Consider the following 21,472-nt stretch of genomic DNA (forward strand, 5'->3'; position numbering starts at 1 on the left):
GCATGTCCCTCGTGAGCCATGCCACCAGCGAACGGCGCGGCGAGAACCACTGGCTGCTCCGCTTCGAGCTGCACCTGCCCTACTCCTACGAGGCCCTCTGGCACGCCCTGACCACACCCGAAGGGCTGCGCGGCTGGCTGGCCGCGGCCGACGTCCTGGAGCGCCACCTCGGCGGGGCCGTCACCCTGCGGTGGCTGACCACCGGGACCGTGGTGACCGGCCACGTGACGGCCTGGGACGTGGAGCGGGTCGCCGAGTACACGGTGAGCGAGTTCGGCCGGATCCGCTTCCACCTGGAGGCCGTGGGCACCGACTCGACGGTCATCCGCTTCCTGAACGAGCGCGGCGGGTCCGACGAGGACCGCCTCGACTGGCTGGCCGGCTGGCACGAGCACTTCGAGCTGCTGGACGCCGCACTGGCCGGGCGCCCGGCGGACTGGTCCGCCCGGACCGGCAGCCGCTGGGCGCGGCTGCGCGACTCCTACGCGTCCTTCACCAGGGCCCGCGAGGCCTCCTGAGGGCGCGGGCGCCCGGCTCACCAGACCGGCTCACCAGACCGGGCGCAGGGGCGGCAGCCCGTCCCCTCCGTGGAGCGCGCGCACGACGCGGGACAGCTCCCGGCGCAGGGCGGCGACATCGGCGCTGCCCGCGAGATCGGCCTCCAGCTCGTGCAGGACCCGGCCCGCGACGCCGAGGTGCTGCCGGGCCGCCGCGGTCAGGACGACCAGCTTGCGGCGGCCGCCCTCCGGGTGCGGCTCGCGGCGTACGTAGCCGCGCCTCTCCAGGTCGTCGACGATCTGCCCGGCCGCCTGTTTCGTCACCCCGAGCCGCTCGGCGAGTTCGGTGGCGGTGGCGCCGTCGCCCTTGAGGGCCTGGAAGGCCATGCCGTGCACGGGCCGCAGGTCCGCGTACCCCACCTCGGCCAGGCGCCGGGTGAACTCGCCCAGGACCAGCTGGAAGCCCAGGCCGAGCAGGAAGGTCAGCTCGACGCCCTCGCCCGGGCCGTCCCACGTCGCGTCGTCTCTCGTCACGCAAACATGGTGACACGATCGAGACAAGCTGCTTTACTCGGTGCGAGTAAAGCAGCTTGACTCATTGCCCGCTCCGAAGGACGAGGACCCCGTCTTGCACGTGATCGCCGCTTCCCCCGAGAACGTCACCACCACCCCGAACGCCACCATGACCGCGTTCGCCGCCCCCAGCCGCGGCAGCGTGGAGCTGTCCACCTGGCGCGTCGATATGCCCGCCGGCGCCACCGGCCCCGAGCACTCCGTCAGCCGCGAGCAGGTCTGGACCCTGACGGCCGGCTCCCTGGAGGTCGCCTGCGACGGGCGCACCGAGAAGGTCGCCGCCGGCCAGACCCTGGTCCTGCCCGCGGACGCACCGCGCCGGATCCACGCCCCCGAGACCTTCCAGGCCTACGTCGCGATGCGCGCGGACGGCGTGGTGTCGGTGGCGGGCGAGGAGGGCACCCGCGTCCTGCCGTGGGCCCGGTAGGACCCTCCCCGCGTCCCCGCCAGGGGGTGCGTGACGGAACCGCCGCCTCCCCGTCCGGGGTCCGTAACAGACGTTCCGGGCCGGACGCGGCGAGCGGCCGCCCGGGGCATGCTGACCAGCATGATCGAAAGCAACGGGGGGACGACCGGGGAGCCGCGCAGGCGGTCCGCGTTCGTCGCGGCCGCCGCCGTCGGGCTGGCGTCGGTACTGGCCGGGGCCGGGCTGCTGCTCGGCCCCGTCGCGAACGCCGTGGACACGGAACGCGCCTTCGAGGCCGCGACACCGTGCGCCCAGGGACGGACGGGGGACTGCCTGAGTGTGGCTCCCGCGACGGTGGTGGGGCGCTTGGACAACGGCAACCTCCGGCACGCCGACATCGAGTTCGCGACGGCCGACGGGACCAGCAGGGTGATCACCCTGGACTACAAACCCGACGAGAGGCACTTCCCCGCGGACAGGACCGTCCGGCTGGTCGCCTGGCGGGGCGCGGTCACCGCGGTCCAGTACGGCAACGGCCCCACCGCCGGCAGTTCCACCACCACCGAGAACCCGCTCGACGACCACCAGGCGCCCCTGGCCTGGGCGCTGGGCCTGGTCTTCGCCGGTGCGGGCGTGCTGTGGCTCGTCACGTGGACCGCAGCCTTCTCCACGCGCTCCCTGCGCAATGCGCCGCTGGGGGCCGCCATCCCGTACGTCTGGCTCGTGACGGTCGCCGTCGCCGCGCCCTTCACGGCCATGTTGACCGACGGCGTGACCCAGAGCCTGTTCTGGACGGCCGTCGCCGCCGCCGTGCTGCTGTGCATCACAGTCGCCCTCTGCCGGTCCCAGGTGGACCGGGGCGAGGTGATCGAGGTGGCGCCGCGCCGCGACGGGCGGGAGCACGTCTTCCCGGCGCTGGTGCTCGGTGACCGCAGCGGCCCCGGCGGTACGTACGCCCACAGCCACCTCGTGGTGGGCCCGGGGGTGCTCGCCTTCACCAACGACCCCACCGGCGCCTTCCGGCGCGACCCGTTGCCCGCCGGGCTGGTGTTGGAGCGGGTCCGGCTGCTGTTGCCCTCGGATCCCGATGCCATGGTCGCGAACGACATCGGCCGCGCGTGCCTGGTGGCCCAGTGCCGCGACGGGGAGCGCGAGGTGCTCATAGCCGTCAAACCCAAGAACATGCGGTGGCTCGTCGGCGCGCTGCCCCGGACGGACCCCGCCGACGCCGACTAATCGGTGTCCTTGTCCCGGTCCTTCTTCTCCTGCTCCTCGCGCAGGGACTTCAGGAAATCCGGGTTGTCGTCGGGGGCCACCCACTGGCTCCGGCCGCGGGGGCCGCGCCCACCGCCGGAGGCCACCCGCTTCTTGCCCGCGAACAGCCACACCACCGGCCCCACGATGGAGAAGAGCAGGATGATGATCACCCACATCACCTTGGGCAGGTGCTTGACCTCCTCCTCCGGCGTGTTCAGGCAGTCGATGAAGGCGTAGATGGTCAGCGCGATGATCAGCAGGAACGGCAGATAGCGCAACACGGTGTGGGACCGACTCCCGGGCAGTGACGGCGGGCCCACAAGGGGCCCCGGTGACGCTCCCAGCGTAGTTGGTGACGGATACTGGCCCCTATGGCTTACGACGATCTCCGCTCGCTGCTCCGGGCTCTGGAGCGAGAGGGCGACCTCAAGCGCATCAAGGCCGAAGTCGACCCGTACCTGGAGATCGGGGAGATCGTCGACAGAGTGAACAAGGCGGGCGGTCCCGCGCTCCTCTTCGAGAACGTCAAGGGCTCGGCGATGCCGCTGGCCATGAACGTCTTCGGCACCGACCGCCGCCTCCTGAAGGCCCTCGGCCTGAAGTCCTACGCCGAGATCAGCGAGAAGATCGGCGGCCTGCTCAAGCCGGAGCTGCCGCAGGGCTTCATCGGGGTCCGCGAGGCCTTCGGCAAGCTCGGCTCGATGGTCCACGTGCCGCCGAAGAAGGTGAAGGGCGACTCCGCGCCCGTCCAGGAGGTCATCCTCACCGGCGAGGACGTCGACCTGGACCTGCTGCCGGCCCTCTTCACCTGGCCCAAGGACGGCGGCTCCTTCTTCAACCTCGGCCTGACCCACACCAAGCACCCCGAGACGGGCGTGCGCAACCTCGGCCTCTACCGGCTGCAGCGCCACGACAAGCGCACCATCGGCATGCACTGGCAGATCCACAAGGACAGCCGCAACCACTACGCCGTCGCCGCTGCCAAGGGCGAACGGCTTCCGGTCGCCATCGCCTTCGGCTGCCCGCCCGCCGTCACGTACGCGTCCACCGCGCCGCTGCCGGGCGACATCGACGAGTACCTCTTCGCCGGCTTCGTCGCGGGCAAGCGGATCGAGATGGTCGACTGCAAGACCGTCCCGCTCCAGGTCCCGGCCAACGCGGAGGTCGTCGTCGAGGGCTGGCTGGAGCCCGGCGAGATGCTCCCGGAGGGCCCCTTCGGCGACCACACCGGCTTCTACACCCCGCAGGAGCCCTTCCCGGCCCTGAAGGTCGACTGCATCACGATGCGCAAGCGGCCGCTGCTCCAGTCGATCGTGGTGGGCCGCCCGCCGACCGAGGACGGCCCGCTGGGCCGCGCGACGGAGCGTTTCTTCCTGCCCCTGCTGAAGATCATCGTCCCGGACATCGTGGACTACCACCTGCCCGAGTCCGGCGGCTTCCACAACTGCGCGATCGTCTCGATCGACAAGAAGTACCCCAAGCACGCGCAGAAGGTCATGCACGCCATCTGGGGCGCCCACATGATGTCGCTGACCAAGCTGATCATCGTGGTGGACAAGGACTGCGACGTCCACGACCTGCACGAGGTGTCCTGGCGGGCGCTGGGCAACACGGACTACTCCCGCGACCTCACCGTCGTCGAGGGCCCCGTGGACCACCTCGACCACGCCTCCTACCAGCAGTTCTGGGGTGGCAAGGCGGGCATCGACGCGACGAAGAAGCTGCCCGAGGAGGGCTACACCCGCGACGGCGGCTGGCCGGACATGGTCGAGTCCGACCCGGCCACCGCCGCCCTGGTGGACCGCCGCTGGAAGGAGTACGGCCTGTGAGCCCGATCGCCGTGAGCGGCCCGGAGCTCGTCGTCGGCACCGCGGGGGCGTACGTGGTCCTGGCGCGCCCGAAGATCGACCCGACCCAGCCCGGCGTGATCGCCGCGGCCCGGGACGCCGGCGTGAGCCCGGAGGAGTTCGCCGGCCCCGGCGACGTCTGGACGCTGATGTACGACGCGGACGGCGACGGCGACGGCTTCGAACTGCCCGGCGCGCGGGACACCGAGGCCGATGCCTTCGCGGAGCAGTTGCAGCAGGCCGTGGCCGCGGCCGAGCCGTTCACCGTCGAGGCCGGAAACTTCCTGCGCCTGGACGCCCGGCCCACCGGCGCCGACTGGACGGTCACCGCGCACGTCACCCCGCCCGAAGGCGAGGAGGACGGCCCCGCCGCCCGGACGCTGGAACTCGGCGCGCTGCCGACGTCGGAACTGCTGACCGACCTCGAAGAGTTCCGACGGAGCCTGGCGTGACCCCGAGACCGCGCAGCGGCGACGACGAGGTCCATGCCGCCGCGGAGCGCCTGCTCGCGGGCACCCGCGCCGCCGCCGAACTCGAACCGTTCCGGAGGGAACTCGCATGATGACCACCGCCGACGGAGTGGTCGGACACGGTCCCGCGCCGGAGGCCACCAACAAGGTCAAGGCCTTCCTGCGGCTGGTGATGATCGAGCACTCGGTCTTCGCGCTGCCCTTCGCCTACATCGCGGCGCTGACCGCGATGTTCCAGCTCGACCGGACCGTGCACTGGGGCAGGCTGCTCCTCGTCACCGTCTGCATGGTGGGGCTGCGCACCTTCGCCATGGCCGCGAACCGGATCATCGACCGCGAGATCGACGCCCGCAATCCGCGGACCGCGGGGCGCGAGCTGGTCACCGGCGCGGTGTCGGTCCGCTCGGCCTGGACCGGGGCGGGAATCGCGCTCGTGGTCTTCCTCGGCTCGGCGGCCCTGCTGAACCCGCTGTGCCTGGCGTTGGCGCCGGTCGCCGTCGTCCCGATGGTGGTCTACCCGTACGGCAAGCGGTTCACGAACTTCCCGCACGCCATCCTGGGGCTGGCCCAGGCGATGGGCCCGGTCGGGGCCTGGCTGGCGATCACCGGCGCGTGGTCCTGGGACGCGGTGATCCTCGGGCTGGCGGTCGGCGTGTGGATCGGCGGCTTCGACCTGATCTTCGCCTGCCAGGACGTGGCCGCCGACCGCGCGGAGGGCGTCAGGTCCGTCCCGGCCCGCTTCGGCGTCCCGGCCGCCCTCTGGGGGGCGCGTGGCTCGCACGTCGTGACCACGGCCCTGCTGGCCTGGTACGCGCTCGCCACGGACGCGGGCCCGCTGTTCTGGGCCGGCCTGGCGATCGTCGTCGCCGCCTTCGCCTACGAGCACACCATCGTGACGCCGCACGACCTGTCCCGCCTGAACCGCGCCTTCTTCACCGTCAACGGCTTCATCGGCATCGCCCTCTTCGTGTGCGCCCTGGCCGATCTGGTGGCCCGCGGTCTGGCCGTGTAGTAGCTCCAACGGGTGGGTCGATCGGCATTGGTCGTTCGGGGCCTGACCTTCTCGCTACCGTGCGCCCTAACATCGAGTGCATGGACAGGGAGGCCGACGTGACCATCTCGGACAGCGACCGCCTGCACTCACAGCTCAGCCGGTACGAGGACATGTTCCCGGGGTATCGGACCGAGATTGTCGAGGGTGCCATCGTGATGAGCCCGGTCAAGCCCCACCATAATCAGACGATCTGGGACGTGCGGGACTTGTTGAAACCGCAGCTCCCGACCGGGTGGGCCTTCATCTCCGATGTCGCGGTCCCCTTCGACGAAAGCAACGAGTTCTGCCCGGACCTCGCCGTCATTCCGGATGCCGAGCGCCGTAAGAACCTCAGCGCCTACTCGCCCGATCTCATCGAGCTGGCCGTCGAGGTCGTCTCCCCGAGCAGCATCCGCAACGACTACGAGGTCAAGGACCGGGCCTACGCCCGGCGCGGGATCCCGCACTACCTGATCTTCGACCCGTACAAGGCGCACTGCGTGACCCTGTGGAACCCCGGCCCGGACGGTTACCGGGGCCGGGACACCATCCCGTACGGCGACGAGGTGACCGTCGAGACCGGCATCGGCAAGCTTGTGATCGACACCTCGGGCCTGCCCGTGGACCCTTCCGTCGTCAGGCCGTGACGGCCGGGCGGCGGGCCGGGCGCTGGAAGTAGAGGGCCGTCACGATGCCCGCCACCAGACCGCACAGGTGGCCCTGCCAGCTGACGCCCGAGTCCGTCGGGAGGATGCCGGAGACGATCGTGGTGCCCCAGACGGCGGCGACACCCACGGCCACCGCGATGCCCAGCGCCCTGCGCTCGACGAAGCCCCGTACGAGCAGGTAGCCGAAGAGCCCGAAGACGATGCCGGAGGCGCCCAGCGTCATGGTCTCGGAGGGGGATATCAGCCAGGTGCCGAGGCCGTCGGCCAGCATGATCAGACCGCACACCGCGAGGAACCGGCGGATCCCGGACAGGGCGGCTATGAAGCCGAGGACCAGCAGCGGAACGCTGTTGGATGCGACGTGGTCGAAGCCGAAGTGGAGGAAGCCCGCGGAGACGACACCGGTGAGGCTGTCCGGGTCGCGGGCGATGATCCCGTACTGGTCGAGGGCGTGGCCGGTGGCGTAGTCGACGGCTTCCAGCACCCACAGCAGGGCCACCCAGCCCAGCATCAGCTTGGCCGCCGCCTTGGCCCGGTCGGCCTGCGTCCAGCCGGTATCCACCGTCGTGCTCATCTTCGCCCCCTTCGCGGCTCCCCTCACGGGAACGTCCGGTCACCTTACTGAGTGCCCGCCGGGCATGGCCGGATAGTCTCGGAGGTATGACAGAGCGCAATCGCACCCCGTGGGTGGTCGGGGTTTCCGGAGCATCCGGGACGCCGTACGCGGCGGCGGTGCTCCGCGGGCTGCTCGCCGCGGGGGAGAGCGTCGACCTGGTCGTGAGCCGGGCGTCGCGCCTCACCCTGCTGGACGAGACCGGGATCGCCTTCCGTGACGCGCACTGGCGCGAGGACCTCGCGCAGTGGCTGGCACGCGGAGCCGACGGAAAGCCGGGGACCTTCGAGGGCCTGGCCGCAGGCGCGGACGTCCGGTACTGGGGCGCCGGGGACCTGGCCGCGGGCCCGAGCTCGGGCTCGTACCCGGTCAAGGGGATGCTCGTCGTCCCCGCCTCCACGGCATGCGTGGCGGGGGTGGCGCTCGGGCTGTCGAAGGACCTGCTCCAGCGCGTGGCGAGCGTGACGCTCAAGGAGCGGCGCCGGCTGGTGGTCGCGGTGCGGGAGACCCCGCTGAACGGCCAGACGCTGAAGCACCTGGTGGCGCTGGACGAGGCGGGCGCGGTCGTGCTGCCCGCCTCTCCGGCCTTCTACGCGGGGGCGACGCACATCCAGGATCTGGTGGACTTCGTCGCCGGGCGGGTGCTGGACGCGGCAGGGGTGCCGCACCGGCTGTACCGCCGCTGGGAGGGGGAGCTGGGAGGCTCCCGCTCCACCCGGGGGGCAAACGGTGGTGACTAGGCCTTCTTGCGGCCGAGCGGCTTGCGGGCCTTGTCGACGCGGACGGCCGCGGCGGGCTGGTGGGCTCGGGATCGGTTGGCCAGCTCCTGGAGCTGTCGCATGTGTGCGTGCGCCATCTCGATCGTGAACACGGTGTACCACTCCTGAAGATCGTCGCTGATCTGCTGAAAGAAATCGCAGGGTGTTGACCCTGCATGCCTTAGATTCTATACCTAGACTCGCAGGATCGCCGAATAATGGAAGGCTCCACGTAATGGACACGGTGGACAGGCAGCTCATCCAGGCACTCCGGGAGAACGGTCGCGCCTCGTACGCGGAGCTGGGCCGTCTCGTGGGCCTCTCCGGCCCCAGCGTCACCGACCGCATCAACCGTCTGGAGACGGCCGGCGTCATCACCGGCTACCGCGCGACGGTCGACTCGGCCTCGCTCGGCCTCGGCGTCACCGCGCTGATCGGCATCTCCCTCTCCGACGCCGCCGACCACGAGGACGTGGCCCGACGGCTGCGCGACCTCGCGGAGATCGAGGACTGCTGGTTCATCGCCGGCGACGACTCCTACATGCTCAAGGTGCGCGCCAGCGACGTGGACGGCCTGGAGAAGATCATCCGCAAGCTCTCCGGAACCAAGGGCGTCTCGCGCACCCGCACCACCATCGTGCTCTCCACGAAGTGGGAGAACCGGGTCGGGGAGCTGCCCGAGGAAGCCTGAGAGTACGGTTGGCCAGGGTTTGCAGGACAGGCAAGAGGCATCTAGAGGAGGCGACCGGTACATGGACGCTGGGCTCAAGCGTGAGCTGGAGGAGAAGGTCCGCTCCGGCGAGCGGCTGACCCGTGAGGACGGCATCGCCCTCTACGAGTCGGACGACCTGGCCTGGCTCGGCGGCCTCGCCCACGAGGTGCGCACGCGCAAGAACGGTGACGTCGTCCACTTCAACGTCAACCGGCACCTCAACATGACCAACGTGTGCACCGCCTCGTGCGCGTACTGCTCGTTCCAGCGCAAGCCGGGCGAGAAGGACGCGTACACGATGCGCATCGAGGAGGCCGTGCGCCTGGCCAAGGCCATGGAGACGGAGAACCTCACCGAGCTGCACATCGTCAACGGCCTGCACCCGAACCTGCCGTGGCGCTACTACCCGCGCTCGCTCTCCGAGCTGAAGAAGGCGCTCCCGAACGTCTCGCTGAAGGCGTTCACGGCGACCGAGATCCACCACTTCGAGACGATCTCCGGCATGTCGGCCTCCGACATCCTGGACGAGCTGATCGAGGCGGGCCTGGAGTCCCTCACCGGCGGCGGCGCGGAGATCTTCGACTGGGAGGTCCGCCAGCACATCGTCGACCACCGCACCCACTGGGAGGACTGGTCGCGCATCCACCGCCTCGCGCACGCGAAGGGCCTCAAGACCCCCTCGACGATGCTGTACGGGCACATCGAGGAACCGCGCCACCGCGTGGACCACGTGCTGCGCCTGCGCGAGCTCCAGGACGAGACCGGCGGCTTCCAGGTCTTCATCCCGCTGCGCTACCAGCACGACTTCGTGGACATGCAGGACGGCAAGGTGCGCAACAAGCTCCAGGCGCGCACGACGATGGCCACCGGCGCCGAGGCCCTGAAGACCTTCGCCGTCTCGCGGCTGCTCTTCGACAACGTGCCGCACGTCAAGGTCTTCTGGGTGATGCACGGTGTGCAGACCGCCCAGCTCGCGCTCCAGCACGGCGCGGACGACATGGACGGCTCGGTCGTCGAGTACAAGATCACCCACGACGCGGACAACTACGGCACCCCGAACAAGCTGGGCCGTGAGGATCTGCTGGAGCTGATCCGGGAGGCCGGCTTCCGCCCGGTCGAGCGCAACACGCGCTACGAGATCATCCGCGAGTACCCCGGCCCGGACGCGGACCTGCGCGAGACCCCGCAGGCGATGCGCGTCTGATCGGCGTCCGCCCCGCACCACAGCCGCTTCCGGCGAGTTGACCCCGGCCCATGGGCCGGGGTTTGGCTTTTTCCGGACGAGCCGATGAGGTAATGGCTAAACTCGTAAAATGATCCTTACTTTCACCCTGGATCCGGTCGTCGGGCCCTCCCTGCGTGATGGAATCCTCAAGCTCTGGACGGACGTCTCCAACGCGGGCGGAGCCGTGGGCTTCGTGCCGCCGGTCACCCACGACGACGTCCGCCCCTCGCTCGACAAGCACCTCGCCGGCGTCGCCGACGGGAGCTGCCGGCTGCTCGTCGGGCGCGACGAGGACGGTGCGGTCGCCGCGACCGCCTTCCTCACCCACAACACGCACCGGCTCCAGCGGCACTGGCTGTGGGCCTACACGGTGATGGTCCATCCGCGCCACCAGGGCAAGGGCCTCGGGCGCGACCTCATGGCCGCGACCGAGGCCGCGGCCCGCTCGATCGAGGGCATCGACGCCATCCGCCTCACCTGCCGCGGCGGCCTCGGCCTGGAGCACTTCTACTCCTCCTGCGGCTACAAGGAGGTCGGCCGCGTCCCCGGCGCCGTCCGCGTGGCCCCGGGCGACGACCGCGACGACATCACGATGCTGCTGCCGCTCTACTGATCCACCGACGGCGGCCGTACGGGCGCCGGGCGTACGGGCCGTACGGGCGTACGCACCCCGGCGGGCCGCGGCCGGGTCCCGGCGTGCTTCACTGGACGGGCACCGTGCGACGCACGACCTGACGACCACGACGAGAGAGAAGGGGTCACCGTGTCCCTCAAGCCGAGCGCAACGATCCGATACACCGCGATGCGCCTGGGCATCTTCGTCGGCTGCCTCGCCGTCGTCGCGCTCCTCGTCCGGTTCGGCCTGGTCCCCGCCGGACTCGGCGACGCCAACGGCGCCTGGGTCGTGCTGCTCGCCCTCGTGCTCTCCGCCCCGCTCTCCTTCGTCCTCCTGCGCAAGCAGCGCGACGAGATGTCCGCGCAGATCTCCGGGCGCGTCGCGGGTGCGAAGCAGAAGCTCGCCGACAACCGCAGCCAGGAGGACCAGGCGGACGACGCGGCGCGCGTCGCATCCTAGGTCCTCGTCGGGTCCTAGTCGGGTCCTGACGCCCCAGTTGGCTTCATCACACAGCCTCATCGCGCACCGAACGCCCCAGCACCGGGTACACCGCCCGTCGACGCTGGGGCGTTGGTGTGTTTCCGGGCCCGCGCAAGAGGGCTCCGTGCGCCGTTGTCTCAAAGGGCCCCTTTGAGAATCTCAAAGGAGAGGTGTTAGCGTGTTCAACATGTTGACCTCAGCTGCGCACCCGATGATCGCGAGCGTCCCGCTCGTGACGCGCCTGCACGTCGACCTCTGCCGCCGCGCGTCCGCGGCCTGTTGCTGTTGAGCTGAATCGATACAGCAGCGGTCCCGGCCGGCCCTTCCTGGCTGCTGCCGCACCGCAACACCACGCAGAACCACCCCCCCTCACTTCGTGCGCCACCTCCGGAGAGTGTCCGTGTCCGCGACCCCCCAGGCCCCTGCCAAGGCCTCGTTCAAGTTCCCCTTCTGGGCCCAGATCGTCGCCGGTCTCGCCCTCGGCGTCCTCCTCGGCTGGATAGCCCGCAGCCAGGACGTCAGCTGGCTCGCCACCACGCTGGAGAAGACCGGCGACCTCTTCGTCCAGCTGCTGAAGCTGGCCATCGCCCCGCTCGTCTTCTTCGCGATCCTCGTGTCGATCACCAACCTGCGGAAGGTGAACAACGCGGCGCGCCTCGCCTCCCGCACCCTCCTCTGGTTCATGATCACCTCGCTGATCGCGGTCGGCATCGGCATCGGCATCGGCCTGCTGACCGACCCGGGTGCGGGCACCGGCCTCACCGCCGCCGACGGCAAGGACCCGAAGAAGACCGGCTCCTGGATCGACTTCCTGACCGGCATCGTGCCCACCGACATCGTCACGCCGTTCACCGAGCTGAAGGTCCTTCAGATCGTCTTCCTGGCCGTCGTCGCCGGCATCGCCGCCCTCCAGCTCGGAGCGAAGGCCAAGCCGGTCCTCGACCTCGCCGAATCCGCCCTGGAGCTCCTCCAGAAGGCCCTGTGGTGGGTCATCCGCCTCGCCCCGATCGGCACCGTCGGCCTCATCGGCACCGCGATCGCCACGTACGGCTGGGACCTGATCGGCAAGTACGCCACCTTCACCGCCGACATCTACATCGGCTGCGCGCTCGTGATGTTCGGCGTCTACCCGCTGCTGCTCGCGACGGTCGCCAAGGTCAACCCGATCCAGTTCTTCAAGGGCGCCTGGCCCGCCATCCAGCTGGCCTTCGTCTCACGCTCCTCCGTCGGCACCATGCCGGTCACCCAGAAGGTCACCGAACGCCTCGGCGTCCCGAAGGAGTACGCCTCCTTCGCCGTCCCCTTCGGCGCCACCACCAAGATGGACGGCTGCGCCGCGATCTACCCGGCGCTCGCCGCGATCTTCATCGCGCAGATCTTCGACGTGCAGCTGGGCATCAAGGAGTACCTGCTCATCGTCTTCGTCTCGGTCATCGGCTCCGCCGCGACGGCCGGCCTGACGGGCGCGACCGTCATGCTGACGCTGACCCTCTCCACCCTGGGCCTCCCCCTGGCGGGCGTCGGCCTGCTGCTGGCGATCGACCCGATCCTGGACATGATCCGCACCGCCACGAACGTCGCCGGCCAGGCGGTGGTACCGGTCATCGTCTCGGCCCGCGAGGGCATCCTGGACAAGGAGGCCTACGCGACCGCCTCGGGCTCCCCGCTGGACGAGCCCGCCGCCCCGGCCGCCCTCGACGCCACGCCGCAGCCGGCCGCCGCGACCGCCTGAGCCGCCAGGCCCACCCGGCCCGCCGGCCGCTCGGCCGCCACACTCGCCGCAGCCCCGCCCCCGTCCGGGCGGGGCTGCGGCGTTCGGTCCTGGCGGCCGGGCCGTCGCGCGGCGGGGATGCGGGGCAGCGGGGCGGCGGGGCAGCGGGGGCGTCAGACCGGCTGGGCGCGGAAGGAGACGATCACCGCGAGCAGGACGGGGGTGGCGAACCACCCGTGGTCGCGCAGCCTCAGCCGAGCGTCTCGATACGCACCCACGCGATCACCCCCAGAACGAGCGGCGGCGCGAACCACCACGGGCCCAGTGCCCTGCGCACCGGCGGGACCAGCGTGATCAGGATCCCGAGGAGGCTCAGGCAGAGAGCGAGGAAGACGGCCGCCGCCGTGCCCTCGTAGCCCTGGTGGTCCCATGCGGCCTGCGGGCCGCGGAACACGGCGGCGTAGACGAACACGGCGTTCAAAGCGTGCACGAGGGTGAGGGGGAGCCCGAACGCCCAGCGCACCCGTCGACGGTCCCCGGGCGGGACGATGGTCCCGCTGCCGTCTGTCATCGCATCGCGTCCTTCACCTTGCCGAGAGCGTCGCCGAAATCATCGCCGTAGTCCTGGGCCTTGCCCGACTGCCAGTACGGCCCGCCGTTGTAGCGGGCGGCGATCTCCCGCATCTGGGCGTCGGTCAGCTGCTCGGCGGGCACATCGCCGTACCCCGCCTCGGCCTTGAGCTGGGCCAGGTAGCCCGCGGCGACGAACGCGTTCTGCCGGGGGTCCTGGAGCGACTCCTCCACCAGGACCCGCTGGGCGTCCGTGAGGTGCGCCGGATCGTAGCCGAGCACCTCCGCGCCCCGGCGCAGCTGGATCGCGATCGGGCCGAAGGAGGTCTCGTCGGGCGTCCCGCCCAGCCGCCAGGGCAGCTCCCGCGGCGCGACCGGGCTCAGCGGCGAGGCGGCCGCGCCGCGCACGGTGTCGGTGAGGTCGTCGGTGACCCCGTACTGGCCGCCGATCTCCTTCCAGGCGATGCCCGCGACGAGTTCGTCGGGCAGCCCGGAGTGTTGGGCGGCGGCCCGCAGGACCTCCCTGTTGTGGGAGATCCAGCGGGCCCGCTCCTCGTCGTCGCCCGGCGGGTCCCAGTAGCTGTCGTCCGCCTGCGGCAGGGACGAGATCCGCATCCGGATGTCCCGCAGGGCGGGTGACATCGCGGCGTCGCCGGGAGGCGGGGCCGTCTCCCGCTTCGGTCCGCTGCCGGGCAGGTGCGTCAGCGGGGAGGCGGCGGCCTCCGCCGCCTCCCGGCGGATGTCCGCCATCGCCGCATACAGGTCGGGGCGGGCGCCGCCGCCCGGCACCTTGAACTCGGGGAGCAGCTCGTACGCCTGCTTCAGCGCGTGGACGCAGGTGGCGCGGGCCTCCGCCTCGACCGTCTTCGCCAGGTGGAAGCTGCCGCCCGCCGCGTCGTGGAGGCGGTCCGCCTCCTCCCGGATGTCGTCGACGTCCATCGTGGCCTCGGCCAGGAAGTCCAGGAAACCGGTCGTGGCGCGCATGTCCTCCCACCGGCGCATCGGCTCGGCCGCCCGCGCGACCTTGGTGACCGCCACGCCCTTGGTGTCGATGAGTGCGGCGAGCGCCCGCTCGGTGTGCCTGCCGTTGCGGTAGTGGGACTTGGCGGTGGTGACGGCGGCGGCATAGGCGTTCAGGGCGCTGGCGGCCTTGTCGTAGCCCTCGGCCATCTGGGCCACGAGCAGCCGGGCCTCGGTGAGGCGCGCGGTGTAGGTGTGGCTGCCTTCGCTCTCCCACTCGGTACGGGTCTCGGCGCGCCGGGCCGGCTCGCCGACCTGTACGAGGAGGTCGCGCAGGCGGCGGAACTCGGCGGCGTTCCGCTCGATGAGGGGCGGATTGCACTCTTCCAGGAACGCGACGTCCTCGCGGTGGCTGAGCCCGCTCAGCCCGTCCAGTCCGGTCACTTGCACTCCGGCGGCACGTACCGCCCCGAGGAGAGGAGGCCGGCGAGGAAGGACCGGGCGGTGTCGTCGTCCACCCCGGCGAAGCTCGTGCCGGCGGTCTTCAGGCGGGTGGCGAGGCCGGCGAAGAGGGCGACGGTGTCCTTGAACTGGTCGTCGGCGAACGCCGCGAAGCGCAGGGTCTGTGCGGCGACGTCGGCGTGGGCGCGCGGGGCGCGCGCCATGGTGCTCGCGTCGCCGTCGGGGCGGCCCTCGTGGAGGAGCGCGGCGATCTCGATCAGGAGGTTCGCGCTGCCGTTGAGGGAGGAGGCCGTGGCCACCAGCGTCCCGTCCGGGCCGCTGCCGCCCGCCTCGGGCGCCGATGCCGGTGCCGGGGCGGGTGCCGACCGGGCGAGGGCTTTGTGCTGCGCCCATTCCGCGTCGAACGACATCCATCCCCCGCACAGTTGGCGACCGTCAATCGGGAGACGCGCAACGGGAAGGCGCGGTTCCGTCAGGCGTCGGACGCGTGGGCGACGAACCCGGCCCACGCGTGCGGGCCGAAGGCCAGGTGGGTGCGCGCGGTGTCCTTGGAGTCGCGGACCAGGACGGCGCCGGGGGTGGCGGCCACCTCGACGCAGTCGTCCCCCTCGCTGCTGTCGCTGTAGCTGCTCTTGAACCAGCCGAGCTCACGGTTGTCGTTCATCTGCTCCTGCCCCGGGGTGTCGTCAGGCGTCGGATGCGTGGGCGACGAATCCTGCCCATGCGTGCGGCGCGAAGGCCAGGTGGGTGCGCGCGGTGTCCTTGGAGTCGCGGACCAGGACCGTGCCGAGGGTGGCGGCCACCTCGACGCAGGAGTCGCCTTCGCTGCCGTCGCTGTAGCTGCTCTTGAACCAGTCGAGCTCGCGGTTGTCGGTCATGTCTCTCCCAGCACTTGCTCGATGAAGCCCCGCGACTCCAGGGGGGTGAGGGCTTGGGCCCGGATCATGCCATAGCGCAGCTCAAGGATCCGGAGCTGCCTCGGGTCGGAGACCGGTCGTCCGCCGAAAGCGCCTTCCGAGCGACCCACGGCCGTACCGTCCTCGAACTTCAGGACCTCGATCCCGCCGTCCATGCCGGCATGGACCTCGCGGTCGATCGGCATCACCTGCAGGGCCACGTGCCGCAACCGGCTCACCTCCAACAGGCGTTCGAGCTGTCGGCGCCACACCATTGTGCCTCCGATGTGCCGACGCAGGCTCGCCTCTTCTTGGACGATGCTGAGCGACGGAGCCGGATTTCGCTTGAAGAGGGCACGCCGAGCCATGCGCGCGGCCACGTACCGCTCCACCTCGTCCTGGCTGTAGGCGGGCTGGCGCATCTCGAAGAGTGCCCTGGCGTACTCCGCCGTCTGGAGAACACCGTGAATGCCGTGGATGCGGTACGCCCCGATCTCGACGGCCCTCGCCTCCAGCTTCGCTAGGTCCCGCACCTTCTTCGGGTAGCGGACCTGCTCCAGGTCGGCCTTCATCGCGGAGATCCGCCCCCCGGCGTCCAGTACCTCGTCCGCCCTGTCCAGGTACTCGGGGCGGGGGATCCGTTTGCCCGACTCGACCTTGCGGACCTGGTCCTCCCCGTACTGGATGGCCGCCCCGAAGTCCGCGGGCCGCAGGCCGGCCGCCTCGCGCCATGCCCTGAGCTGGCGGCCCAGCGCGGCCACCACCGCCGCGCCCTGTTCGTCCTCCGGATCGACGTCCCAGCCGGGCTCTTCCGTACCGTCACTGTCTGCGCTCATGCGCACCCACTTCCGACGAGCCGATGTACGCAACGCCTCGTACCCGTCGGGCGCGTCCGGACAGTCGGGACGGCTCCGGACAAGCTCCGGACAAACCCGGGACGTACGGGCGCTGCCGCTTCTCACGGTACGCACGGACGGACACGCTGAGTGATGTGATTCCTCAACTCGTCGACTTCCACGTCCAGCTGTCCGCGACCCCGCGCGCCGCCCGTCTCGCCCGCCTCCTGACGGTCGAGCAACTACGGGGCTGGGGACTGCCCCTGATCGAACCCGCGCACGTCGTGGCCGAGCTCGCCGCCAACGCCGTGACCCATGGACGCGTGCCCGGCCGGGACTTCCGACTGGCCCTCACCGCGACCCCTCAGACGCTGCTGATCGAGGTGACGGACGCGCGCGGCGACCGGATCCCGCGGATCCGCGACGCGGGGTGCGGACTGGTCATCGTCGAAGCGCTGGCGGACCGTTGGGGCGTCAGGGAAGGGCCGTTGCCCTGCAAGGTGGTGTGGGCGGAGGTCTCCCTGACGGCCGGGTCACGGGGGTCCGCGACCCGGCGTGCTTAGACGCATAAAGACCCAAAGAACCGGGAGAAAGAACCAACCCACCAACCAAACCCGGCCCGCGTCGCTCGGTCGGGTGAAAGGTGCCAACTGGGCTGGATTTCGGGTGGGTTGGCGGGCATATGCTCGCCGCGACAACCCCAGACATGAGACGGCCCCCGGTGGGACTGGCATCCCGGCCGAGGGCCTGACCAACAAGGAAGTAAGCGGCTTCCCAATGGCTCCCCAGCACCCTAGCGCGCCCTCGCGCGCCACGTCCCGAGTTCCCTCCGGCACCGCCCGATCCGGTGTCATCCACGTCAACACGTGGCACGCGAGTCACTACACCGTGGTCGGCAACCACCTCCTCCAGCACCGGGAGCTGTCCGCGACGGCGATCGGCGTCGCGGCGTACATCCAGTCGCTGCCGGACGGCGCCCCCGTCGGCATCAAGGCCCTCGCCGGCCGTTTTCCGGAGGGGGAGGTGCGGATCGCCTCCGCCCTGCGGGAGCTGGAGAAACACGGCTACCTGGAGCGGCGGCGCGAGCGGCTGGAGGGCGGGCGGGTGGTGACCCGTACGTACTCGTACAACAAGCCGGGCCCCGCCTCGGGCGGCCCGCACCCGCCGCCCGGCCGGGAACCCGTACCGGAGCCGGAGGCGGAGCAGAGGGCCGTGTCGCAGGCGGCCGACGTGTCCGGGCCCGTGGTGGAGCCGGAGCCGGCTGCGGACCCGGGCCCGGCTCCGAACCCGGCTCCGGAGGCCGCGCGGACTCCCGAGGCGCAGCGGTTGCACCCCGGTGCGGCCGACCTGCTCGCAAGTCTGCGGCGCCGCGATCCGAGGCTCCTGCTGTCCGAAGGGGACGTGCGGCGGCTCGCGCCCTCCGTGTCGGCCTGGCTGGAGCGCGGCGTGGACCCCGAGGCTGTCGGGCGGGTCCTGTCGTGGGACCTCCCCGCGGACATGCGCCGACCCGCGTCCGTCCTCGCGTACCGGCTCACCGCCCTGCTCCCGCCCCACCTGCCGCCCGCCCCACCGCCCTTGGCGGTCCGGCCGCCCGCACGTCCGGACCCGCTCCAGAACTGCGACGGCTGCGACCGCGCCTTCCGCGCCCCGACCCCGGGCCGCTGCAGAACCTGCCCGCCGGTCGCCGCGTAGGCCGCGCCTGCCGCCGACGGCCTTGCCGCGGGAAAACGCGCGCGGGAAAAACGCGCGCGGGGGACACCGGCCGGATGGCAGGGTGCGGCATGGCATCCCAGTATCAGATCCGTGCCGACTACGACGACCGCACGATCGTGGTCTACCAGGCGTACGCGCCCGCCATCGCCGAGCCGGCGCTGCGGGCGGGCCGCTTCGTCGAGCCGTTCTCCTTCCACCGGATGACGTGGATCAAGCCGTCGTTCATGTGGCTGATGCACCGCAGCAACTGGGCTCGAAAGCCGGGTCAGGAGCGCGTGCTCGCGGTGCGGATGACGCGCGAGGGCTGGGAGGAGGCTCTGTCCCGGGCCGTGCTCACGACCGAGGACCCGACGGCCGTGGCCCGGGCGGCCGTGCACGTCCAGTGGGACCCGGAGCGCTCGCCGCGCGGGACGGCGCTGAACCACTACAGCATCCAGGTCGGCATCGGCCGCCATCTGATCCGTACCTTCAACGAGGACTGGATCGTCAGTCTCACCGACCTCACGGCGCAGGTGCGCCGGTGCGCCTCGCTGCTGCAGACCGGACAGGCCGCCAAAGCCCGGCGGCTGTTTCCCGCAGAGCGCACCTACCCGCTCCCGCCTGCACTGGAGGACCGCCTTTCCCGAGGCGGCTGAAAGACCGCGGTCAGGGGCAGGAGCAGGGGCAGGGGCGAGGGCAAGGACTTCGCGGTGAGCGTCGACGACGCCGCACGCGGCGCGGCCCTCCTCAATTCCCTCGCGCGGTGCGGTGGCGGCGGTGGCGGAGTGGAGCGTCGGTGAAGAAGGGCTCCGAGGGCTGGTCGGACGAGGTTTCCCCTCCGTAAATTACCGGCGGTAACACTCGTGCGAGCCGAGGAGGGTGCGCCGTGGAAGCGGAGCCGAAGCTGGTGGAGCCCGTCCGGACGGTCGTCGACGGAGTGGTGCGCGAGGTGCGGGTGCCCGCACTCGCCGCCGCCCCCGCGCACGGCTCCCTCGGGGACATCCCCTTCGAGAACGCCGCGCAGGCCCCGAACGAGGCCGTACTCGCCCGCAAGGAGGCCGACGGGTCCTGGCGCGACGTCACGGCCGCCCAGTTCGCGGCCGAGGTCCTCGCCGTCGCCAGGGGCCTGATCGCCGAGGGGCTGCGCGAGGGCGACCGGCTCGCGATCATGGCCCGCACGACCTACGAGTGGACCCTGCTCGACTTCGCCGGCTGGGCCGCGGGGCTGGTCACCGTACCGATCTACCCCACCTCCTCCGCCCTCCAGGCGCGCTGGATCATCCAGGACTCCGGCGCCGTGGCCTGCGCCGTCGAGGACACCGCACAGGCCCGCATCATCAGCGCCGAGCGGGCCAACCTGCCCTGGCTGACCCACCTCTGGGAGTTCGACACCGGCGCGATCGGCCGGCTGGTGAAGGCGGGGGAACGCATCCCCGACGCCCTCGTGCACGCGCGCCGGGGCAACCGGACCCCGGACTCCGTCGCGACCCTCATCTACACCTCCGGCACCACCGGGCAGCCCAAGGGCTGTGTCATCACCCACGCCAACTTCTTCGCCGAGGTGGACAACTCCATCGAGCTGCTGCACCCCGTCTTCAAGTCGGTCAGCAAGGACCCCGCCTCGACCCTGCTGTTCCTGCCGCTCAGCCACGTCTTCGGCCGGATGGTCGCCGTCGGCTGCCTGCGGGCCCGCGTCAAGCTCGGACACGCGCCCAGCATCCGTACCGAGGACCTCCTCGCCGACCTCGCAGGCTTCCGCCCGACCTTCCTGCTCGCCATTCCCTACGTCCTGGAGAAGGTCTACAACACCGCCCGCGCCACCGCCGAGAAGATGGGCCGCGCCTCCTCCTTCGACCGGGCCGCCCGCATCGCCCGCCGCATCGGCGAGAGCGTAGAGGGCAAGGCCCCCGGGCCGCTCCTGCGCGCCGCCCGCGCCCTGTACGACCCGCTCGTCTACCGGCGGATCCGGGCCGCGCTCGGCGGCCGCGTCCGCTACATCCTGAGCGGCGGATCACCGCTGGGGCGCAGACTCGCCGCCTTCTACACCGGCGCGGGCATCGAGGTCTTCGAGGGCTACGGGCTCACGGAGACGACCGGCGCCAGCACCGTCACCCCGCCGCAGCGGCCCCGCCTCGGCACCGTGGGCTGGCCGCTGCCCGGTACGGCGGTACGGATCGCACCGGACGGGGAGGTGCTGCTGGGCGGGCGGCACGTCTTCGCCGGCTACTGGAACAGCGGGCAGGCGCTCCCGCACGGCAGCTGGCTGGCCACCGGGGACATCGGGGAACTCGACGCGGACGGGTACCTCACCATCACCGGCCGCAAGAAGGACCTGATCATCACCTCCGGCGGGAAGAACGTGGCCCCGGCGCCGCTGGAGGACTGGCTGCGGGCCCACCCGCTGGTCGGGCAGTGCATGGTCGTCGGCGACAACCGGCCGTACATCGCCGCGCTGATCACCCTGGAGCCGGACGGGCTGTGGCACTGGCGCCAGATGCGGAAGAAGCAGAACATGCCGATGCGGGAACTCGTCCGGGACGAGGAGCTGCTCGCCGACCTCCAGCGGGCCGTCGACGAGGCGAACCAGCTGGTGTCGCGGGCTGAGTCGATCCGCCGGTTCGCCGTCCTGCCGGGCGACTTCACCGAGGCGCGCGGGCATCTGACCCCGTCGCTGAAGCTCCGCCGCGGCGCGATCGCACGTGACTACGCCGACCGCATCGACGAGCTGTACCGGGGGCCGCGGGAGGGATGACCCCCGCGCCCCCGGCGGCCGGGCAGCTACGCCCGCCCCGAGCGCTCGGGCGCGCCCCGGGAAGCGGGTCGCATGGGGACGAGCGTGCCGGTGGCGGCGCGCTCCTTGGAGTCGCGGATCGCGGCGGGCGCCACGCGCAGGGCTCCGACGGCGATGGCGGCCTTGAGCAGGGCGAGACGGTGGATGCTGGTCATGACGTTCTCCTTGGCACGGCGGGCGAGCGGTGGAGGCCGGCCGGCCGGTCTGCGGGGGCCGAACCCCGTACGACCATTGCGCCCCGCCGCCCCCACCCCGTCACGCCACGGCATCTCGGGGCTTGACACCGCCCCCATCGCGAGCCTGCGCGGGGCGGGGGCTCCGGGGGCGGGATCCGCTGGTGCGGGGGCGGAAGCCGGGGGAGGTTTCGGTGGGCGGGATGCACGTGACCGGGATCAGAGA

The 21,472-nt window shown here is 71.4% G+C and carries 28 protein-coding genes; 17 read left to right on the forward strand and 11 right to left on the reverse strand.

The features are described 5' to 3' along the window. Positions 1-2: 2 nt before the first annotated feature. The gene (locus ACFWFZ_RS06495; RefSeq protein WP_387117545.1) at positions 3-518 is read left to right on the forward strand and encodes an SRPBCC domain-containing protein; all 516 of its coding nucleotides are present in this window, start codon (positions 3-5) and stop codon (positions 516-518) included. Positions 519-548: 30 nt separating this feature from the next. On the opposite strand, the gene ACFWFZ_RS06500 is transcribed toward ACFWFZ_RS06495, so the two are convergent. Beyond that, positions 549-1,031 (reverse strand): MarR family winged helix-turn-helix transcriptional regulator, encoded by a 483-nt coding sequence (locus tag ACFWFZ_RS06500; RefSeq protein ID WP_387117548.1) that lies wholly within the window; start codon positions 1,029-1,031, stop codon positions 549-551. A gap of 64 nt (positions 1,032-1,095) precedes the next feature. Between ACFWFZ_RS06500 and ACFWFZ_RS06505 the strand changes: the two genes are divergently transcribed. Together ACFWFZ_RS06505 and ACFWFZ_RS06510 are read left to right on the forward strand one after the other, a co-directional pair. Next, on the forward strand, positions 1,096-1,497 hold the full coding sequence (locus tag ACFWFZ_RS06505) for a cupin domain-containing protein (RefSeq protein ID WP_387117551.1): 402 nt from the start codon (positions 1,096-1,098) through the stop codon (positions 1,495-1,497). Positions 1,498-1,617: 120 nt separating this feature from the next. Further along, a complete protein-coding gene (locus tag ACFWFZ_RS06510) occupies positions 1,618-2,712 on the forward strand; it encodes a hypothetical protein (RefSeq protein ID WP_387117554.1) in 1,095 nt (364 codons plus the stop codon). Here ACFWFZ_RS06510 and ACFWFZ_RS06515 read toward each other — a convergent pair. After that, complete coding sequence (locus tag ACFWFZ_RS06515) at positions 2,709-3,014, reverse strand: PLD nuclease N-terminal domain-containing protein (RefSeq protein ID WP_387117557.1); 306 nt, start codon at positions 3,012-3,014, stop codon at positions 2,709-2,711. The genes ACFWFZ_RS06510 and ACFWFZ_RS06515 overlap by 4 nt on opposite strands. 90 nt (positions 3,015-3,104) lie before the next feature. On the opposite strand from ACFWFZ_RS06515, the gene ACFWFZ_RS06520 reads away from it, so the two are divergent. From ACFWFZ_RS06520 to ACFWFZ_RS06535, 4 genes are all read left to right on the forward strand, one after another. Next, positions 3,105-4,562 carry a menaquinone biosynthesis decarboxylase gene (locus ACFWFZ_RS06520; protein WP_387117560.1) on the forward strand — a complete coding sequence of 486 codons (1,458 nt, stop codon included), beginning with the start codon at positions 3,105-3,107 and terminating at the stop codon, positions 4,560-4,562. After that, positions 4,559-5,032, forward strand: a complete 474-nt coding sequence (locus ACFWFZ_RS06525; protein WP_387117563.1) for a hypothetical protein — start codon at positions 4,559-4,561, stop codon at positions 5,030-5,032. Before ACFWFZ_RS06520 ends, ACFWFZ_RS06525 begins: the two co-directional genes overlap by 4 nt. A gap of 106 nt (positions 5,033-5,138) precedes the next feature. Then, entirely contained in the window at positions 5,139-6,062 is a 924-nt protein-coding gene (gene mqnP, locus ACFWFZ_RS06530; protein ID WP_387117566.1) for a menaquinone biosynthesis prenyltransferase MqnP, read from the forward strand. An 80-nt stretch (positions 6,063-6,142) separates the two neighbouring features. Beyond that, positions 6,143-6,730, forward strand: coding sequence for a Uma2 family endonuclease (locus ACFWFZ_RS06535; protein WP_387117569.1), 588 nt, complete (start codon positions 6,143-6,145; stop codon positions 6,728-6,730). Here the strand turns inward: ACFWFZ_RS06535 and ACFWFZ_RS06540 are convergent. Beyond that, a complete protein-coding gene (locus ACFWFZ_RS06540) occupies positions 6,720-7,325 on the reverse strand; it encodes a rhomboid family intramembrane serine protease (RefSeq protein ID WP_387117572.1) in 606 nt (201 codons plus the stop codon). The genes ACFWFZ_RS06535 and ACFWFZ_RS06540 overlap by 11 nt on opposite strands. An 86-nt stretch (positions 7,326-7,411) precedes the next feature. Here ACFWFZ_RS06540 and ACFWFZ_RS06545 point away from each other — a divergent pair, with 86 nt between their 5' ends. Then, positions 7,412-8,104 carry a UbiX family flavin prenyltransferase gene (locus tag ACFWFZ_RS06545; protein WP_387117575.1) on the forward strand — a complete coding sequence of 231 codons (693 nt, stop codon included), beginning with the start codon at positions 7,412-7,414 and terminating at the stop codon, positions 8,102-8,104. Here the strand turns inward: ACFWFZ_RS06545 and ACFWFZ_RS06550 are convergent. Further along, positions 8,101-8,235 (reverse strand): hypothetical protein, encoded by a 135-nt coding sequence (locus tag ACFWFZ_RS06550; protein ID WP_257857992.1) that lies wholly within the window; start codon positions 8,233-8,235, stop codon positions 8,101-8,103. The genes ACFWFZ_RS06545 and ACFWFZ_RS06550 overlap by 4 nt on opposite strands. A gap of 122 nt (positions 8,236-8,357) precedes the next feature. On the opposite strand from ACFWFZ_RS06550, the gene ACFWFZ_RS06555 reads away from it, so the two are divergent. From ACFWFZ_RS06555 to ACFWFZ_RS06575, 5 genes are all read left to right on the forward strand, one after another. Further along, positions 8,358-8,813 carry an Lrp/AsnC family transcriptional regulator gene (locus tag ACFWFZ_RS06555; protein WP_030026281.1) on the forward strand — a complete coding sequence of 152 codons (456 nt, stop codon included), beginning with the start codon at positions 8,358-8,360 and terminating at the stop codon, positions 8,811-8,813. Between the two features lie 61 nt (positions 8,814-8,874). After that, the gene (mqnE, locus tag ACFWFZ_RS06560; RefSeq protein WP_030965880.1) at positions 8,875-10,038 is read left to right on the forward strand and encodes an aminofutalosine synthase MqnE; all 1,164 of its coding nucleotides are present in this window, start codon (positions 8,875-8,877) and stop codon (positions 10,036-10,038) included. A 109-nt stretch (positions 10,039-10,147) separates the two neighbouring features. Beyond that, a complete protein-coding gene (locus tag ACFWFZ_RS06565) occupies positions 10,148-10,672 on the forward strand; it encodes a GNAT family N-acetyltransferase (RefSeq protein ID WP_387117579.1) in 525 nt (174 codons plus the stop codon). A gap of 150 nt (positions 10,673-10,822) precedes the next feature. After that, positions 10,823-11,134 carry a DUF4229 domain-containing protein gene (locus ACFWFZ_RS06570; protein WP_387117582.1) on the forward strand — a complete coding sequence of 104 codons (312 nt, stop codon included), beginning with the start codon at positions 10,823-10,825 and terminating at the stop codon, positions 11,132-11,134. Positions 11,135-11,549: 415 nt separating this feature from the next. Beyond that, a complete protein-coding gene (locus ACFWFZ_RS06575) occupies positions 11,550-12,887 on the forward strand; it encodes a dicarboxylate/amino acid:cation symporter (RefSeq protein WP_387117585.1) in 1,338 nt (445 codons plus the stop codon). A 229-nt stretch (positions 12,888-13,116) separates the two neighbouring features. Here the strand turns inward: ACFWFZ_RS06575 and ACFWFZ_RS06580 are convergent, their stop codons facing one another. From ACFWFZ_RS06580 to ACFWFZ_RS06605, 6 genes are all read right to left on the reverse strand, one after another. Then, the gene (locus ACFWFZ_RS06580; protein WP_387117587.1) at positions 13,117-13,437 is read right to left on the reverse strand and encodes a hypothetical protein; all 321 of its coding nucleotides are present in this window, start codon (positions 13,435-13,437) and stop codon (positions 13,117-13,119) included. After that, the gene (locus tag ACFWFZ_RS06585) at positions 13,434-14,840 is read right to left on the reverse strand and encodes a hypothetical protein (RefSeq protein ID WP_387117590.1); all 1,407 of its coding nucleotides are present in this window, start codon (positions 14,838-14,840) and stop codon (positions 13,434-13,436) included. Before ACFWFZ_RS06585 ends, ACFWFZ_RS06580 begins: the two co-directional genes overlap by 4 nt. Then, positions 14,837-15,268, reverse strand: coding sequence for a hypothetical protein (locus tag ACFWFZ_RS06590; protein ID WP_387117593.1), 432 nt, complete (start codon positions 15,266-15,268; stop codon positions 14,837-14,839). The genes ACFWFZ_RS06585 and ACFWFZ_RS06590 overlap by 4 nt, the downstream gene beginning before the upstream one ends. A 62-nt stretch (positions 15,269-15,330) precedes the next feature. Beyond that, entirely contained in the window at positions 15,331-15,522 is a 192-nt protein-coding gene (locus ACFWFZ_RS06595) for a DUF397 domain-containing protein (RefSeq protein ID WP_387117596.1), read from the reverse strand. 22 nt (positions 15,523-15,544) lie between these two features. After that, positions 15,545-15,736 (reverse strand): DUF397 domain-containing protein, encoded by a 192-nt coding sequence (locus ACFWFZ_RS06600; RefSeq protein WP_387117598.1) that lies wholly within the window; start codon positions 15,734-15,736, stop codon positions 15,545-15,547. After that, entirely contained in the window at positions 15,733-16,590 is an 858-nt protein-coding gene (locus ACFWFZ_RS06605; protein WP_387117601.1) for a helix-turn-helix domain-containing protein, read from the reverse strand. The genes ACFWFZ_RS06600 and ACFWFZ_RS06605 overlap by 4 nt, the downstream gene beginning before the upstream one ends. Before the next feature lie 155 nt (positions 16,591-16,745). On the opposite strand from ACFWFZ_RS06605, the gene ACFWFZ_RS06610 reads away from it, so the two are divergent. From ACFWFZ_RS06610 to ACFWFZ_RS06625, 4 genes are all read left to right on the forward strand, one after another. Next, a complete protein-coding gene (locus ACFWFZ_RS06610) occupies positions 16,746-17,153 on the forward strand; it encodes an ATP-binding protein (RefSeq protein ID WP_387117604.1) in 408 nt (135 codons plus the stop codon). A 325-nt stretch (positions 17,154-17,478) separates the two neighbouring features. Continuing rightward, positions 17,479-18,282: a helix-turn-helix domain-containing protein gene (locus ACFWFZ_RS06615; RefSeq protein WP_387117607.1), complete on the forward strand. Its 804-nt coding sequence runs from the start codon at positions 17,479-17,481 to the stop codon at positions 18,280-18,282. Positions 18,283-18,371: 89 nt separating this feature from the next. Beyond that, complete coding sequence (locus tag ACFWFZ_RS06620; RefSeq protein WP_387117609.1) at positions 18,372-18,938, forward strand: DUF4291 domain-containing protein; 567 nt, start codon at positions 18,372-18,374, stop codon at positions 18,936-18,938. 230 nt (positions 18,939-19,168) lie between these two features. Beyond that, entirely contained in the window at positions 19,169-21,034 is a 1,866-nt protein-coding gene (locus tag ACFWFZ_RS06625; protein ID WP_387117612.1) for an AMP-dependent synthetase/ligase, read from the forward strand. Between the two features lie 26 nt (positions 21,035-21,060). On the opposite strand, the gene ACFWFZ_RS06630 is transcribed toward ACFWFZ_RS06625, so the two are convergent. Then, positions 21,061-21,228 (reverse strand): hypothetical protein, encoded by a 168-nt coding sequence (locus tag ACFWFZ_RS06630; RefSeq protein WP_387117615.1) that lies wholly within the window; start codon positions 21,226-21,228, stop codon positions 21,061-21,063. Positions 21,229-21,472: the final 244 nt, after the last annotated feature.

This window comes from Streptomyces sp. NPDC060232, from assembly GCF_042726555.1.
Taxonomy (GTDB): Bacteria; Actinomycetota; Actinomycetes; order Streptomycetales; family Streptomycetaceae; genus Streptomyces.